This is a genomic window from Candidatus Fonsibacter ubiquis (genome assembly GCF_002688585.1).
GTDB lineage: Bacteria > Pseudomonadota > Alphaproteobacteria > Pelagibacterales > Pelagibacteraceae > Fontibacterium > Fontibacterium commune.
In genome coordinates this window covers 723,012-737,360 of the sequence record NZ_CP024034.1, presented here as the reverse complement: position 1 = coordinate 737,360, position 14,349 = coordinate 723,012, and the positions used below count along the sequence as shown (strand labels likewise).

Here is a 14,349-nt window from a genome sequence, read left to right as displayed (position 1 = left end):
GATGAAAAGATTAGAAAATAAAAGTGTAATTATAACTGCAGCTGGTCAAGGGATTGGGAGGGAAACAGCTATTCGTTTTTTAAATGAAGGTGCTAATGTTATTGCAACTGATATAAATAGAAGTCATAAACTAGAAGAGCTTTCTAAACAGTATCCTAAAATAAAAATTCATACACTAGACTCAACAAATGCCAACGATGTGAAGAAATTTTGTAATAATATTTCAAAAATTGATATTCTTTTTAATTGTGTTGGTTTTGTACATAACGGAACTATACTTGAGTGTGAAGAAAAAGATTGGGATTTTTCTTTCAATGTTAATGTCCGATCAATGTATTTAATGATTAAAGGTATTATCCCAAAAATGATTGATCAAAAGTCTGGAGTTATAATAAATATGGCATCTGTTGTATCAAGTATTAAAGGAGTAAAAGATCGATTTGTATATGGAGCGACCAAAGCTGCTGTTATAGGTCTTACAAAATCAATAGCAGTTGATTTTTTAAAATATAACATTAGATGCAATGCGATCGCCCCAGGAACTGTTCATACCCCCTCTTGGGAAGATCGAGTGAATGCATTCAAAGATCCAGTCAAAGCTAGAAAAGACTTTATTGATAGACAGCCGATGGGAAGATTAGGAAAGCCAGAAGAGGTAGCTGCACTCGCGGCTTATTTAGCGAGCGATGAGTCTGCATTCTCTACAGGGGTTGTATATTCATTAGACGGTGGAATGACCATTTAACTAAAGTATTCACATACACCCTTAAAAGTAGAAAATTTGATTCAAAATGGAATCAAAAGGGAATCAAAACGAGAACATCTAAGTAATTTTATCTTTAATTTATGTGGATAATTTAATCCTGAATCCAGGGATTTTTTTTCTTATCATCCTCTTCAGTTAAAGCTTTAAAGAATGCTTTTTTGGGAATTAAAAAATTTCCAAAGAAAAACATTACTGCAGCACCAAATACAAATCCTCCTATATGGGCGCCATATGCAACTCCACCTCCTTCTCCAGTGCTACCAGCTGAACTAATGAATTGTAAAATAAACCAAAATCCTAAAACAAAAAGAGCAGGAATTCTTAAAAGTTGGGTGAAAACGCCAAGAGGAATTAATACTAAAATTTTATTACGAGGATAACGGATCATATAAGCTCCTAAGACCCCACTTATTGCTCCGCTAGCACCCACCATGGGTACAGTTGAATTTACGTTGAGATAAACTTGTGTAAGTGCAGCTGCAATACCTGAAGCTATGTAGAATAAAATAAATTTTACTTTTCCAAGATCATCTTCAATGTTGTCGGCAAATATCCACATATAAAGCATATTTCCAATTAAATGCATCCATCCCCCATGCATAAACATAGAGGTAATTAATGTGAGATAAGGATCAATTTTTTCTAAATCACCCGGTAATGATTCTATTCCAAGCAAAGATGCCGGTACAACACCATAAGAGTAAAATAAATTTCCACTTGTATATCCAGGCGAACTTATTTGTATTAAAAAAACTACAATACAACTTGCAATAATTGAATAACTTAATATTGGAGTTGAAAGTGTAACGTTTTCGTCTTTTAATGGGATCACAGATTAGTTACCGCATTGTGCTCGGTGCATCATTAAATGATCAAGCAAAATACACGCAAGCATAGCTTCTCCAATTGGAACAGCCCTAATTCCAACACAAGGATCATGTCTTCCACGAACAGAAATTTTTGTATTTTTTCCATTCTTATCAATAGTATTACGAGTATTTAAAATTGAGGATGTTGGCTTAACTGCAAATGATGCAACAATTTCTTGGCCCGTAGAAATTCCACCCAATATTCCACCTGCATGATTAGAAAGAAATTTTGCTTTTCCTTCACTAGATCTTATTTCATCAGAATTAGTTTCGCCGGTTAAACTTGCAGCATTCATGCCAGCTCCAATGTTTACACCTTTAACCGCATTAATACTCATAAGCCCTGCTGCAATATCTTGATCAAGTTTTGAGTAAATAGGAGCACCCAAACCAACAGGAACTCCCTTCGCTCTAAGTTCAATAATTGCACCACATGAACTTCCAGATTTTCTAATATCTAATAAATATTGCTCCCAGACAGGAACAGTTTCTTTATCAGGACAAAAGAAAGGATTTCTTCTAATTTCTTTATCATTCCAAAGATTTCGATCAATCATCAGTGGACCAATTTGTATAACTCCACCAATAATGGAGAATTTTTTTCCAAGTAACTTTTGTAAAACAATTTTAGCAATTGCTCCTGCTGCAACTCTTGAAGCAGTTTCTCTAGCAGATTGTCTGCCTCCCCCTCTAAAGTCACGGTTTCCATACTTCATAAAGTAAGTAAAATCAGCGTGTCCAGGTCTAAATTTATTTTTAATACTTTCATAATCCCTAGACTTTGTATCTTCATTAAAGATGATCATTGATATTGGAGTTCCAGTTGTTTTTCCTTGAAATACTCCAGATAATATTTGCACCTGATCTTTTTCTTTTCTTTGAGTTACAAACTTTGACTGACCTGGTCTTCTTTTATTTAATTCAATTTGAATATCTTTTTCAGAAACAGCTATATTAGGAGGGCAGCCATCCACAACACAGCCGATTGCCGGACCATGAGATTCTCCCCATGTAGTAAATCTAAATAGCTTTCCAAAAGTGTTAAATGACATTAAATATATTTTATAAGGTATTTTTGCTTATTTATGAATCGAAAAAAAAAATTAAATAAACTAGGTCTCCATGACTGTTTTATGGATAAAAAGAATCCCTTTGAGCTTTTCAAAGTTTGGATGTCAAAAGCTGAAAAAACAGAAATAAACGATCCAAATGCATTAGCGTTAGCAACGGTTAACTCAAAAAAACAACCTTCCGTTCGAATGGTTCTTTTAAAAGGTATAACAAATAAAGAGTTCATCTTTTATACAAACCTAAATAGTCGCAAAAGCAGTGAGCTAAAAGCGAACCCTCGAGCTTCCATGTGTTTCCATTGGAAAACTTTAAGAAGGCAAATAAGAATTGATGGGTCTATAAGTAAGGTACCTAGTAAAGTTGCTAATCAATATTTTAATTCAAGACCCTATGGAAGTAGAATTGGAGCTTGGGCATCAATTCAGTCAACACCAATGATTTCACGATTAGATCTAATTAAAAGAATTGAATATTTTAAAAAAAAATATCCTAATTCAAAAAAAGTTCCTAGACCACCTTATTGGTCAGGATGGGCTCTTAAAGCAAATGAGATTGAATTTTGGTTAGATGGAGATAATCGAATACATCAAAGATTAAAATATAAAAAAATAGGATCGAAATGGAAAAAAGAGATTTTATATCCTTAATTTTTTTTTATTCGTGCATATATTTTTTCAAAACTTTTATTTAAATTTTTAAATACACCTAATCTTTTAACCCTTAATAATAATTCCTCATTAATTCCACCCTTAGTTTGAAAGTCTTTAACTAGTTTATCATTATTAAGTTTGGAATTTACTAATAGTTCATGATTTAAACCTTTAAACAAATTACTTAAATATTTTATAGATCTCATTTTATTAATATTTTTATTTTGTAGCCATTTTGAAACTGTATTAAAAATTTCAAGATATGTTGCCATAAATGAAGTCATGACCCACAATTTTTTATTTTCCTTTTCATCATTTGTTGAAAATACCTCACCGAGACTATTAAAAAATTTTTCTACTTTTTTATTTTTTGGATAGATAATTATTGGTCCAAGATTATATTTAATCATAGGAAGAGGGGCTACTTTAAATACTTTTTTAGCAGGAAATATTATTCTTTTTAGCTCTGAATTATGAATAGTAGATATAAAATTTAAGACCATATGATTTTTATTAAATTTTAATTTTTTTAATATTTGTCTTCCAACTTTTGGAGTTATAGATAATACGACCCAATTTGATTTATTTAGTACCTCTTGATTAGACTTTGCAATTATAATTTTTTTAAATTTGTTTTTTAATAACTTGCTATTTGTATTATTTTTTGGTGAGAGAATAATTTCTTTAATATTTATTTTGGCTTTAAAAATTCCTTCAATGACGCAAGTTGCAATTTTTCCAACACCAACAAAACCTAATTTCATATTCTTACAAAACTAATTATTTAGATATACTAACAATAAGTATAATTAAAACATTAGTAAAACTTTTGTTTTCCACAGTATTAAACTGATTAACCTGATTCAAATTGACTTTTAACATTGTATAAACGATTATTAGATTCGTAAGGAAGAGACCTAACGTAGGCACCGAAGGAGCAACAGCCCAGGAAACTCTCAGGTAAAAGGACCTTACAATTATATAACTCTGGAAAGAAAGTTTAAACTTCACCGAAGGAGCAACACTCTCAGGTAAATATACAGATGGGCCGCTTTAAACAGGAGTTATATAATATTTATGAGTACGGCTAATACAGAATTAAAAAAAACTAGCAAAACTTCGCTATACGAATTTCATAAAAATTCTGGCGCTAAACTTGTAAATTTTGCAGGTTATGAAATGCCCATTCAATATCAAGATGGGATTATTCAAGAACATATACATACAAGAAATTCTATAGGAATTTTTGACGTTTCGCACATGGGTCAACTAAAGATAGAATGTAGTAGCAGCATTTTTCCTTATCTTGAAAAAATAATTCCATTAGACTTTTCATCAATTGAAAACAATCAATCTAAATATTCATTTCTACTAAACGACAAAGGTGGAATCGAAGATGATTTAATTGTAACCAAGGTTGATACAGGAATTAAGATTGTACTGAATGCAGCATGCAAAGATAATGACGCTAAAATTATCAAAGATTCAATAGGTGAGGGTTTTACTGCCGTTCTAAGGGATGACCTGTCGTTAATTGCAATTCAAGGACCCAGAGCAGTAGATGCTATGAAAAAAATTTTTAAAGATATTTCAAAAATTAATTTTATGTACGGCAATTATTTTGAATATAATAAGAAAAAAATTTTTATAACAAGATCAGGATATACAGGCGAGGATGGCTTTGAAGTTTCTATAAAAAACGAGGATGTTCAAGAATTAATCCAAGATATTATGAGAGTGTCTGATGCTAAACTTATAGGACTTGGCGCAAGGGACTCATTAAGATTAGAAGCCGGACTTTGTTTATATGGTCATGATATTAATACAAATACCACTCCGGTTGAAGGTGCTTTGTCGTGGGCAATTCCTAAAACTAAAAAAGAAAAGGGTGGATTTTTAGGAGATAAAATAATTTTAGATCAAATTAAAAATAAGCCTAAAAAAATTAGGGTTGGAATAAAACCCGAAGGTAAAATTATTGCAAGAGAGGGTACAAGGATTTTCTCAAATGATCAAAAAGAAATAGGACATGTGACTAGTGGAGGTTTTGGCCCAAGTGTGAAAGGACCGGTTGCCATGGGATATGTTGATTATGAACAGTCGAAAGAGGGCACAAAAGTAATTCTGAAAGTTAGAGAAAATATGGTGCAAGGAGTTGTTAGCAAACTTCCTTTTTATAAAAAAAATTACGTAAAAAATTAAACATGATTGAAAAAAAATATTCAAAAAAACATGAATGGTTAGAAGTAAATGGTAATATTGCAACTGTTGGAATTACAGCTCATGCAGCAGCTCAATTAGGTGACATTGTATTTGCAGAAGTTCCAGCGGCTGGAAAATCTTTTAAAAAAGATGAAGCAGCTGCAGTTGTAGAGTCCGTAAAAGCTGCAAGTGATGTTTATTCACCACTTACAGGAGATATCAAAGAATCAAACCAGGCAATTGTTTCAGATCCATCACTTGTAAATAAAGATCCAGAGAATTCAGGTTGGTTTTTTAAAATTACGATCAAAGATCAAAATGAGCTTAAAGATCTAATGAATAAGATTGATTACGAAAAATATGCAACGGATAATCCAAATTAATGAAAGATTTAACTAATTCTAAAGAGTTTATTAGACGTCATATAGGTCCATCAGACGAGCATATCAAAACTATGCTTTCATATTTACATGTTCAATCACTAGAAGAGCTTATTCAAAAAATAGTTCCAGATAAAATTTTAGAAAAAGAAGAGTTGAAATTAGACGATGCTATTTCAGAAGATAAAGCTCTTAAATTGTTAAAACAAATTGTTCAAAAGAATAAAATTTATAAAAATTATTTAGGAGCTGGGTACTATGGAACTATTACCCCAAATGTTATTTTAAGAAATATTTTAGAAAATCCAGGTTGGTATACAGCCTATACCCCTTATCAGCCAGAAGTTGCTCAAGGAAGATTAGAGATGTTATTAAATTTTCAACAGATGATTATTGATCTTACTAAAATGGATATTGCAAATGCTTCACTACTTGATGAAGCAACTGCAGCCGCTGAAGCTGTTGCTTTGTGTCAAAGAATTAATCCAGAAAATTTAAATAAAATTTTTATTTCTAATAGATGCAATCTTCAAACAATCGATGTTGTAAAAACTAGAGTAGAACCATTTGGTCTTGAAATTATTGTAGGAGATAATGATGAGGGTCTTCCAAAATTAGATAATTTGCTATGTGCAATTGTTCAGTATCCAGACTCACTTGGCGCTATTTACGACTTGAAGCAAATTATCGATATTATTCATAATAAAAAAGGCAAAGCGATTGTTGTAACTGATTTGCTTGCCTTAACTTTAATTAAGCCACCAGGAGAAATGGGCGCTGATATTGTAGTTGGAAATTCACAAAGGTTTGGTGTCCCCATGGGTTATGGAGGTCCACACGCTGCATTTTTTGCAACTAAAGATGAATTTAAAAGAGCGATGCCTGGAAGAATTATTGGCGTGTCCGTTGATAGAAAAAATAAACAAGCTTTAAGAATGGCTCTGCAAACACGTGAGCAACATATTAGAAGAGAAAAAGCAACTAGCAACATTTGTACCGCTCAAGCTCTACTTTCTATTATGGCTGCAGCATTCGGTATTTATCATGGACCAGAAGGTATAAAAAAAATAGCAGAACGTACGGCTGGAATTTCAAATTTATTTGCAGAAGCAATGCAGAAAAATAATTTTAAGATAATCTCTCAACATTACTTTGATACTGTAACTATATTTACTGGAGATGAAACAGAAGACTTTTATAAAAAAGCTTTAGCTAAAAAAATTAATATTAGAAAATTAGAAGATTCAATTAGCATTTCTTTTGATGAAACTTCGGAAATTAGCGATCTAAAAGATTTATTTGAAGTATTTGGTATTAACGAAAAAATATCTAGCGAAACTAAAATTGATCAGATTTCAAAAGAATTTTTAAGAACATCAAAATATTTAACTCATGAAGTGTTTAATTCTTATCATTCAGAAACCGAAATGCTTCGTTACTTAAAACGTCTAGAGGATAAAGATATTGCATTAAATAGATCAATGATTGCTTTAGGTTCTTGTACTATGAAGTTAAATGCAGTTGCAGAGATGATACCAGTAACTTGGCCTGAATTTGGAGCAATGCATCCATTTGCTCCAGTTGATCAAGCAGAAGGTTATCATTTTATGTTTAATGACTTATCAAAAATGCTTTCTGAAATAACTGGCTTTAGCGGAATTTCTCTTCAACCTAATGCTGGTGCACAAGGGGAGTATGCTGGTCTAATGGTTATTAGAAAATATCATTTATCTAGAGGCGATAAAAATAGAAACGTTTGCCTTATTCCAAGTTCAGCACATGGTACAAATCCAGCAAGCGCACAAATGGCTGGAATGAAAGTTATAGTGATTAATTGTGATAAAGATGGCAATGTTGATTTTGAAGATCTGAAAAAAAAAGCAAATGATTACTCAAAAGATTTAGCGGCTTTAATGGTAACATATCCATCAACACACGGAGTGTTCGAAGAAAAAATTACTGATATTTGTAAAATTATCCATGATAATGGCGGCCAGGTTTATATGGATGGAGCAAATCTAAATGCTCTTGTTGGAATTGCAAAACCTGGAAAATTTGGGCCTGATGTTTGTCACATGAATTTGCACAAAACATTTTGTATTCCTCATGGTGGTGGTGGTCCAGGAATGGGGCCTATAGGAGTCTCTCAACATTTAGAAAAATTTTTACCAAATCACCAGATTATAAAACAAAATTCAGGACCGAGCACGGGCATGGGCGCAGTTTCGGCTGCACCGTGGGGAAGCGCTAGCATTCTTCCAATCTCATGGATGTATATAAAAATGATGGGAGCAGCAGGTCTTAAAAAAGCAACACAAGTTGCAATTTTAAATGCAAATTACATGTCAAAAAAATTGTCAGAACAATTCAGTACTTTATATAAAGGAAAAAATGGATTTGTTGCTCATGAATGCATTATTGATTTAAGATCTATTAAGGTAGAAACAGGCGTGAGCGAAGAGGATATTGCTAAAAGATTAATTGACTATGGTTTCCATGCTCCAACGATGTCTTGGCCAGTTGCTGGTACTTTGATGATTGAACCTACCGAAAGTGAAAGTCTAAATGAATTAAATAGATTTTGTGATGCATTAATTAATATTAAAAAAGAAATTAATATGGTTAAAAATAAAGTATTCGATACAAACGATAATCCACTTAAAAACGCTCCGCATCCATTTCTTGAGCTTTCAGCAGATATTTGGGAGCATAAGTATACAAGGGAACAAGCGGCATTTCCGCTACAGTATTTAAAAACAAATAAATATTGGTCTCCAGTTTCAAGAGTAGATAACGTTTATGGAGATAGAAATCTTGTTTGCAGTTGTCCAAGTTTAGATAGTTATAGAGAGGAAGCTGCCTAATTGAAGTTAGAATTACTTTACAATCCTGGCAATGTTCTTTGTGATTTTCTTAAGATTAAAGATGATCATAAATTTATTTTAAGAGTTTTTGTTAATTTAACTTATTATGGACATATATTAGCGGCCCTTGCGTTAATTTATGTTAAAGCAACAAGTTAATAATGAAAAGTTATAAATCAAAATCACCAGAGTATTTAAGTTTATTTGTAATTATTTTAGCCACTTTTTTAATAACTTTTCCATCAGGGTTTGTAACAAAGGCAGCATTAGATCCTTGGTATTTTAATTTAGTAAAACCAGCATATAATCCTCCTAATTGGATTTTTGGACCGGTCTGGACATTGCTTTATGCAATGATGTCAGTTGCAGCTTGGCTTGCTTATAAAAAAAGCAAAAATTCAAATAAAATTTTAGCAGTATATTTTATTCACTTGTTAATTAATGCAAGTTGGAGTTATGTATTTTTTTATTATAAACAAATTTTTCTTGCAAGTTTTGTAATTTCGATAATTATTTTTTTTATTTTATATTTAATGGTTTTATATTCAAAGTATAGCAAACCATCCGTTGTATTAATGCTACCATATTTTGCATGGTCAACTTATGCATTGTACTTAAATAGTACAATTTACATTCTTAATTCGTCCTATTAATTAAATAAAAAGATAAATCTTGAAGATTTTTTTTAATATCAGAATTTTTAAATATATTTAGAGAGTCCGAAGAAACATTTGAGAAATATTCGGCTCTTTTTTTGCATACATTAATTACATCATGTTTTTTTATTAATGATAAAATATTGCCTAATTGTTTTTCAGTTCTTGTATCATTAATAAAATATTTTTTAATTTCTTCTCTTTCATTTTCATTTGATTTTTGAAATAAAATAATTATTGGTAAAGTAATTTTTCCCTCATAAAAATCATTACCGATATCTTTGCCAAATGTTTTAGTAGAATTGTAATCTAAGATGTCGTCACTAATTTGAAAAACGATACCTAGATTTACACCATAAGATTGCAAAGCTTTTTTTTCATTTTCTGATTTATTTGCAAGACAACCACCCACTTTCATAGCAGCACCAAACAACGAAGCTGTTTTTTGTGTAATAATATTTAAATAAACTTGCTCAGTTATATCTACTTCTTTTTTATGCTGAAGTTGCAATACCTCACCCTGAGCAATCTCTGCGGATATGTTGGATAATAATTTCAAAATTTCTAGAGAACCAACATCAACCATAATTTCAAAACATCGACTTAAGAAATAATCGCCAACCAATATAGATGTTTGGTTCCCCCAAATTACGTTTGAAGTTTTTTTGCCACGTCTCACTAAACTATTATCGATAACATCGTCATGAAGTAAAGTAGCACTATGAATAAGCTCAACACAGGCAGCTAAATGAATATTGTGCTCACCATTATATTCGTTAATATTGGAGCTTGCTAAAGTTAATATAGATCTTAATCTTTTTCCTCCTGAACCTAATTGGTAACTAGCCATTTTTCCAATCAGATCTACTTCGCTTGATAATTTTAATTTAGTAAATTCTTCTACTTTGTTTAAGTCCTCATTAAATATTTCTTTAAGAGAATCGTAAGGAGTTTTTTTTTGAAACTTTTCTAGTTGTACGATATTATTTTTCACGTAGCTTTTGTAGCATTAATAAACCTAAAGTATTATTAAATTTTTACTCTGGAATACTAATAATAAAAGTTTAAAAGATACTAATTATGTTTTCATTTTTTAAATCAAAACCAACGGTTTCTTTAATAAGATTAAATGGTGTTATAGGAAATGTAGGCAGATTTAGCCAAGGAATGAGTTACGCTAGTCAAAGCGATACTATTAAAAAAGCCTTTGCTTTAAAGAATATTAAAGCAGTAGTGATCTCCATTAATTCTCCTGGAGGATCACCAGTTCAGTCTAATCTTTTATATGATCTTATTCGTTCTGAGGCAGATGATAAAAAAGTTAAAGTAATTACATATGCTGAGGATGTCGCGGCATCAGGTGGATATATGCTGATGTGTGCTGGAGATGAAATTTATGCAAACACTAATTCAATTGTAGGATCAATCGGAGTTATTTATTCAGGATTTGGATTTCAAGAGTTAATAAAAAAAATTGGTGTACAAAGAAGAGTACATACAGCAGGTGAAAGTAAAAGTATTTTAGATCCATTTTTAGAAGAAAAAAAAGAGGATATAGAAAAATTAAAATCATTACAAAAAGACTTGCACGAAGAATTTATTAATTTGGTTAAAAATAGTAGAAAAGATAAAATTAAATCTGAAAATTATTCAATGTTGTTTTCTGGGGAATTTTGGTCTGGAAAAAAATCTTTACAACTTGGTTTAATTGACGGAGTTGGAACTCTACAGGTAATTTTAAAAGATAAATTTGGCAAAGATCTTAAAGTCAAAAAATTTGAAGCAACCCAAAGTTGGTTAAAACGAAAACTTTCCTCACAATTATCAGGCTCATATTCAGAAGTTATAAATGAACTAGAAGTAAGATCAATCTGGAACAAATATGGCTTATAAAAATGGTATCTAAAAAAAAAATAAATTTAAAAAAAGGCATAACCAAAAAAAAAATTCTAATTAAAAGTAAATCAAAACCACAAGATTTATCTTTTCAAGAAGTTATATTTAAATTGCAAAAATTCTGGTCTGATTATGGTTGTGTCGTGATGCAACCTTACGATATAGAAGTTGGAGCTGGCACTTTTCATCCTGCAACAACATTAAGATCTCTAGGACCAAAGCCTTGGAAAGCAGCTTATGTTCAGCCATCTAGAAGACCAACCGATGGTCGTTATGGAGATAATCCAAATAGACTTCAGCATTATTATCAATTTCAAGTTTTAATCAAACCATCGCCAGAAAATGTGCAAAGTCTTTATCTTAAAAGCTTAAGCATTCTTGGAATAAATTATAAAGAGCATGATATTCGTTTTGTAGAGGATGATTGGGAAAGTCCAACTTTAGGAGCCTCCGGACTTGGATGGGAAGTATGGTGTGATGGAATGGAGATTACTCAATTTACTTATTTTCAACAGATGGCAGGATTTGAATGCAAACCAGTATCAGCAGAAATTACTTATGGTCTTGAAAGGATTACAATGTTCATTCAAGGAGTAGATAGTGTTTTTGATATTAGATGGAATAATGAAGGAATTAAATACGGAGATGTTTATAAGCGTAATGAAAAAGAATTTTCAGCATATAATTTTGAGTTTGCAAACGCTGATAATCTTTTAAAAGCATTTGCGATGACAGAAGGCGAATGTCAGCATTTATTATCTAAGAATTTAGCTCTTCCCGCTTATGATCAATGTTTAAAAGCCAGTCACATCTTTAATACTCTAGACGCAAGAGGAGTTATATCGGTTACAGAAAGGGCTGGATTTATTAACAAAATTAGAACTCTCGTTAAGAATACAGCAGAAGTTTGGTTAAAGAACTCTGATTAATGTCTGATTTATTATTAGAATTATATTCTGAGGAAATACCACCTACATTACAAGAAGATGCAAAGAATAATATTTCCGCAAACTTCATATCATTTTTCGAGAAACATAATTTTAAAAAAGTTATAAGTGAAATATACTCAACTCCCAAAAGATTAATCTTTTACTATAGTAATTTACCAATAAATATTAAAACTGAAGCAAAAATTTTAAGAGGTCCAAAAGTTGGAGCTCCAGAACAAGCTATACAGGGATTTGTTAAATCAAATAATTTAGATCCAAAAGATATTTATGAAGAAGAAATAGACAAAGGAAAGTTTATTTTTGCAAAAACACAAAAAAAAGAAATACCTGTTATTGAAGAAATTAAAAAAAATATCCCTAATTTTTTAAATGGTCTGCAATGGAGAAAAAAAATGCGTTGGGGCAGTTATGATCTTTCTTGGGGTCGACCTTTAAAGTCAATTTTGTGCTTATTTGATAAAAATACCATTCCATTTAATTTTTTCCATTTAACAGCAAGAAATATTACATATGTCGATGGACCATTAGAGGATAAAGCGGTTGTTGTTAAAGATTATTCTCATTTTAAAAAAATATTAGCTGATAAAAGAATTATTTTTGATAATGCAGAAAGAGAAAAATTAATTACTAAAAATATTATTTCATTTTTAAAAAAAAATGATTGCGAATTAGAAATTAACAATAAATTACTTAAACAAGTTATTAACTTAGTTGAAGATCCGATAGTGCTAAAGGGGTCATTTTTAAAAGATTTTTTAAAATTGCCAGAGGAATTGCTTATTTTAACAATGCAGCATCACCAAAGATATTTTCCAATGCGTTCTATTAATAATCATAAACTTATAAATAATTTCATTGTAGTTGCAAATAAAGAGGATGTACAAAAAAAAATTATAAAAGGAAACGAGAGAGTTCTTGCAGCTCGCTTAACCGATGCAAAATTTTTCTGGGAAAAAAATAAAAGTCAAAATTTAGTAAAGCAAGTAAGTAAACTCAAAGGGATTATATTTTATAAAGGACTTGGTTCACTTTATGATAAAACACAAAGAATAAGAGTTTTAGCATCATTTATTGCAGATATTATTAATTGTAAAAAAGATGACGCTGAAATAGCAGCGTCAATTTGTAAGGCAGATTTAGTTTCAGATTTAGTAGGCGAATATCCAGAGTTACAGGGCGTACTTGGAAAATATTTTGCAGTTGAACAAGGTTTTAGTTTAGAAATTGCTAACGCAATTTCTGATCACTATTTACCAATTGGACCAGAAGATAAAATCCCAAAAGAAAAAATTTCTATTGCTATTGCGTTGGCCGATAAGATTGATAATTTAGTTGGTTTCTTTGGTATTAATGAAAAGCCTACAAGCTCTAAAGATCCATACGCATTAAGAAGATCAGCTCTTGGTATCCTAAGAATAATAATTGAAAACAGAGTTTATATTTCGTTAAAGGAATTAATTAATAATTCAAAAAATTCATATCTTGCTCAAAATGTAAACATACAAAACCCTAAGTTTACTGAAGAAATTTTATTTTTTATTACCGAGCGTTTCAAAAATTTACTTAAAGACAATAAAATTAGGCCTGATGTTATTGAGTCTGTTTTATTTAATAGTCGATCAGATGACTATTTTTCATTGTTTGCTAAAATCAAAAATTTAAACAAAGTAGTTAAAACTGATGATGGGGCTAATGTTATTGCAGTTTATAAAAGATGCACAAATATTTTAGAGCAATCAAAAAAAGATTTTAGGCAAGAGCTATTTGGAGACCCAGACGCCGTTTTATTCAAACATAATGAGGAGAATTTTTTATTAGAAAAAATAAATGAAATAAGAGAACATTATACAACTCCTGCACGATTAAGAACCGTAGAGCAAACTATGGGTTTATTAGCTGGAACAAAAAGTTTTGTTGATAAGTTTTTTGATAATGTAAAAGTAAATGATGAAAACGAACAGATTAAAAAAAACAGGTTAGAGTTACTATTCCTATTGTGTAAAACTTTTGATAGTTTTGCAGACTTTTCAAAATTTGAGGTTTAA

At 30.8% G+C, this 14,349-nt stretch carries 14 protein-coding genes and 1 riboswitch; of the genes, 10 read left to right on the top strand and 4 right to left on the bottom strand.

Annotated features, from left to right (window positions below; genetic code table 11):
- Position 1: 1 nt before the first annotated feature.
- Entirely contained in the window at positions 2-745 is a 744-nt protein-coding gene (locus CR143_RS04060) for an SDR family oxidoreductase (RefSeq protein ID WP_099340558.1), read from the top strand.
- Positions 746-857: 112 nt separating this feature from the next.
- Here CR143_RS04060 and CR143_RS04055 read toward each other — a convergent pair whose 3' ends face one another.
- On the bottom strand, positions 858-1,598 hold the full coding sequence (locus CR143_RS04055) for a rhomboid family intramembrane serine protease (RefSeq protein ID WP_099340557.1): 741 nt from the start codon (positions 1,596-1,598) through the stop codon (positions 858-860).
- Between the two features lie 3 nt (positions 1,599-1,601).
- A complete protein-coding gene (gene aroC / locus CR143_RS04050; RefSeq protein ID WP_099340556.1) occupies positions 1,602-2,687 on the bottom strand; it encodes a chorismate synthase in 1,086 nt (361 codons plus the stop codon).
- A 33-nt stretch (positions 2,688-2,720) separates the two neighbouring features.
- Here aroC and pdxH point away from each other — a divergent pair, with 33 nt between their 5' ends.
- Positions 2,721-3,353 carry a pyridoxamine 5'-phosphate oxidase gene (gene pdxH, locus CR143_RS04045; RefSeq protein WP_099340555.1) on the top strand — a complete coding sequence of 211 codons (633 nt, stop codon included), beginning with the start codon at positions 2,721-2,723 and terminating at the stop codon, positions 3,351-3,353.
- Here pdxH and CR143_RS04040 read toward each other — a convergent pair.
- The gene (locus CR143_RS04040) at positions 3,350-4,120 is read right to left on the bottom strand and encodes an NAD(P)-binding domain-containing protein (RefSeq protein ID WP_099340554.1); all 771 of its coding nucleotides are present in this window, start codon (positions 4,118-4,120) and stop codon (positions 3,350-3,352) included. The two genes, pdxH and CR143_RS04040, sit on opposite strands and share 4 nt — an antisense overlap.
- Positions 4,121-4,253: 133 nt before the next feature.
- Positions 4,254-4,338, top strand: a riboswitch (glycine riboswitch).
- Between the two features lie 95 nt (positions 4,339-4,433).
- Here CR143_RS04040 and gcvT point away from each other — a divergent pair.
- The 5 genes from gcvT to CR143_RS04020 are packed head-to-tail and all read left to right on the top strand — an operon-like array spanning position 4,434 to position 9,455.
- Positions 4,434-5,558 (top strand): glycine cleavage system aminomethyltransferase GcvT, encoded by a 1,125-nt coding sequence (gene gcvT / locus CR143_RS04035; protein ID WP_099340553.1) that lies wholly within the window; start codon positions 4,434-4,436, stop codon positions 5,556-5,558.
- 2 nt (positions 5,559-5,560) lie between these two features.
- Positions 5,561-5,941: a glycine cleavage system protein GcvH gene (gcvH, locus tag CR143_RS04030; protein ID WP_099340552.1), complete on the top strand. Its 381-nt coding sequence runs from the start codon at positions 5,561-5,563 to the stop codon at positions 5,939-5,941.
- Complete coding sequence (gene gcvP / locus CR143_RS04025; protein ID WP_099340551.1) at positions 5,941-8,802, top strand: aminomethyl-transferring glycine dehydrogenase; 2,862 nt, start codon at positions 5,941-5,943, stop codon at positions 8,800-8,802. The genes gcvH and gcvP overlap by 1 nt, the downstream gene beginning before the upstream one ends.
- Positions 8,803-8,961 carry a hypothetical protein gene (locus tag CR143_RS06375; RefSeq protein WP_017971456.1) on the top strand — a complete coding sequence of 53 codons (159 nt, stop codon included), beginning with the start codon at positions 8,803-8,805 and terminating at the stop codon, positions 8,959-8,961. It abuts the gene before it with no gap.
- A gap of 2 nt (positions 8,962-8,963) precedes the next feature.
- Positions 8,964-9,455 carry a TspO/MBR family protein gene (locus tag CR143_RS04020; protein ID WP_099340550.1) on the top strand — a complete coding sequence of 164 codons (492 nt, stop codon included), beginning with the start codon at positions 8,964-8,966 and terminating at the stop codon, positions 9,453-9,455.
- Here CR143_RS04020 and CR143_RS04015 read toward each other — a convergent pair.
- Entirely contained in the window at positions 9,439-10,452 is a 1,014-nt protein-coding gene (locus tag CR143_RS04015; RefSeq protein ID WP_099340549.1) for a polyprenyl synthetase family protein, read from the bottom strand. The two genes, CR143_RS04020 and CR143_RS04015, sit on opposite strands and share 17 nt — an antisense overlap.
- Positions 10,453-10,538: 86 nt before the next feature.
- Between CR143_RS04015 and CR143_RS04010 the strand changes: the two genes are divergently transcribed.
- From CR143_RS04010 to glyS, 3 genes are read left to right on the top strand one after another with little or no spacing between them, the layout of a single operon-like run.
- Positions 10,539-11,351 carry a S49 family peptidase gene (locus CR143_RS04010; RefSeq protein WP_099340548.1) on the top strand — a complete coding sequence of 271 codons (813 nt, stop codon included), beginning with the start codon at positions 10,539-10,541 and terminating at the stop codon, positions 11,349-11,351.
- A 2-nt stretch (positions 11,352-11,353) separates the two neighbouring features.
- Entirely contained in the window at positions 11,354-12,283 is a 930-nt protein-coding gene (locus CR143_RS04005; RefSeq protein ID WP_099340547.1) for a glycine--tRNA ligase subunit alpha, read from the top strand.
- Entirely contained in the window at positions 12,283-14,349 is a 2,067-nt protein-coding gene (glyS, locus tag CR143_RS04000) for a glycine--tRNA ligase subunit beta (protein WP_099340546.1), read from the top strand. The genes CR143_RS04005 and glyS overlap by 1 nt, the downstream gene beginning before the upstream one ends.

What these genes read in the sequence shown, in the direction of transcription:
- gcvH (WP_099340552.1), top strand. Translation starts at nt 5,561, where the DNA reads ATGATTGAAAAAAAATATTCAAAAAAACATGAATGGTTAGAAGTAAAT.
- CR143_RS04005 (WP_099340547.1), top strand. Translation starts at nt 11,354, where the DNA reads ATGGTATCTAAAAAAAAAATAAATTTAAAAAAAGGCATAACCAAAAAA.
- gcvP (WP_099340551.1), top strand. Translation starts at nt 5,941, where the DNA reads ATGAAAGATTTAACTAATTCTAAAGAGTTTATTAGACGTCATATAGGT.
- CR143_RS04040 (WP_099340554.1), bottom strand. Translation starts at nt 4,120, where the DNA reads ATGAAATTAGGTTTTGTTGGTGTTGGAAAAATTGCAACTTGCGTCATT.
- CR143_RS04060 (WP_099340558.1), top strand. Translation starts at nt 2, where the DNA reads ATGAAAAGATTAGAAAATAAAAGTGTAATTATAACTGCAGCTGGTCAA.
- CR143_RS04010 (WP_099340548.1), top strand. Translation starts at nt 10,539, where the DNA reads ATGTTTTCATTTTTTAAATCAAAACCAACGGTTTCTTTAATAAGATTA.
- gcvT (WP_099340553.1), top strand. Translation starts at nt 4,434, where the DNA reads ATGAGTACGGCTAATACAGAATTAAAAAAAACTAGCAAAACTTCGCTA.
- aroC (WP_099340556.1), bottom strand. Translation starts at nt 2,687, where the DNA reads ATGTCATTTAACACTTTTGGAAAGCTATTTAGATTTACTACATGGGGA.
- glyS (WP_099340546.1), top strand. Translation starts at nt 12,283, where the DNA reads ATGTCTGATTTATTATTAGAATTATATTCTGAGGAAATACCACCTACA.
- CR143_RS04020 (WP_099340550.1), top strand. Translation starts at nt 8,964, where the DNA reads ATGAAAAGTTATAAATCAAAATCACCAGAGTATTTAAGTTTATTTGTA.
- pdxH (WP_099340555.1), top strand. Translation starts at nt 2,721, where the DNA reads ATGAATCGAAAAAAAAAATTAAATAAACTAGGTCTCCATGACTGTTTT.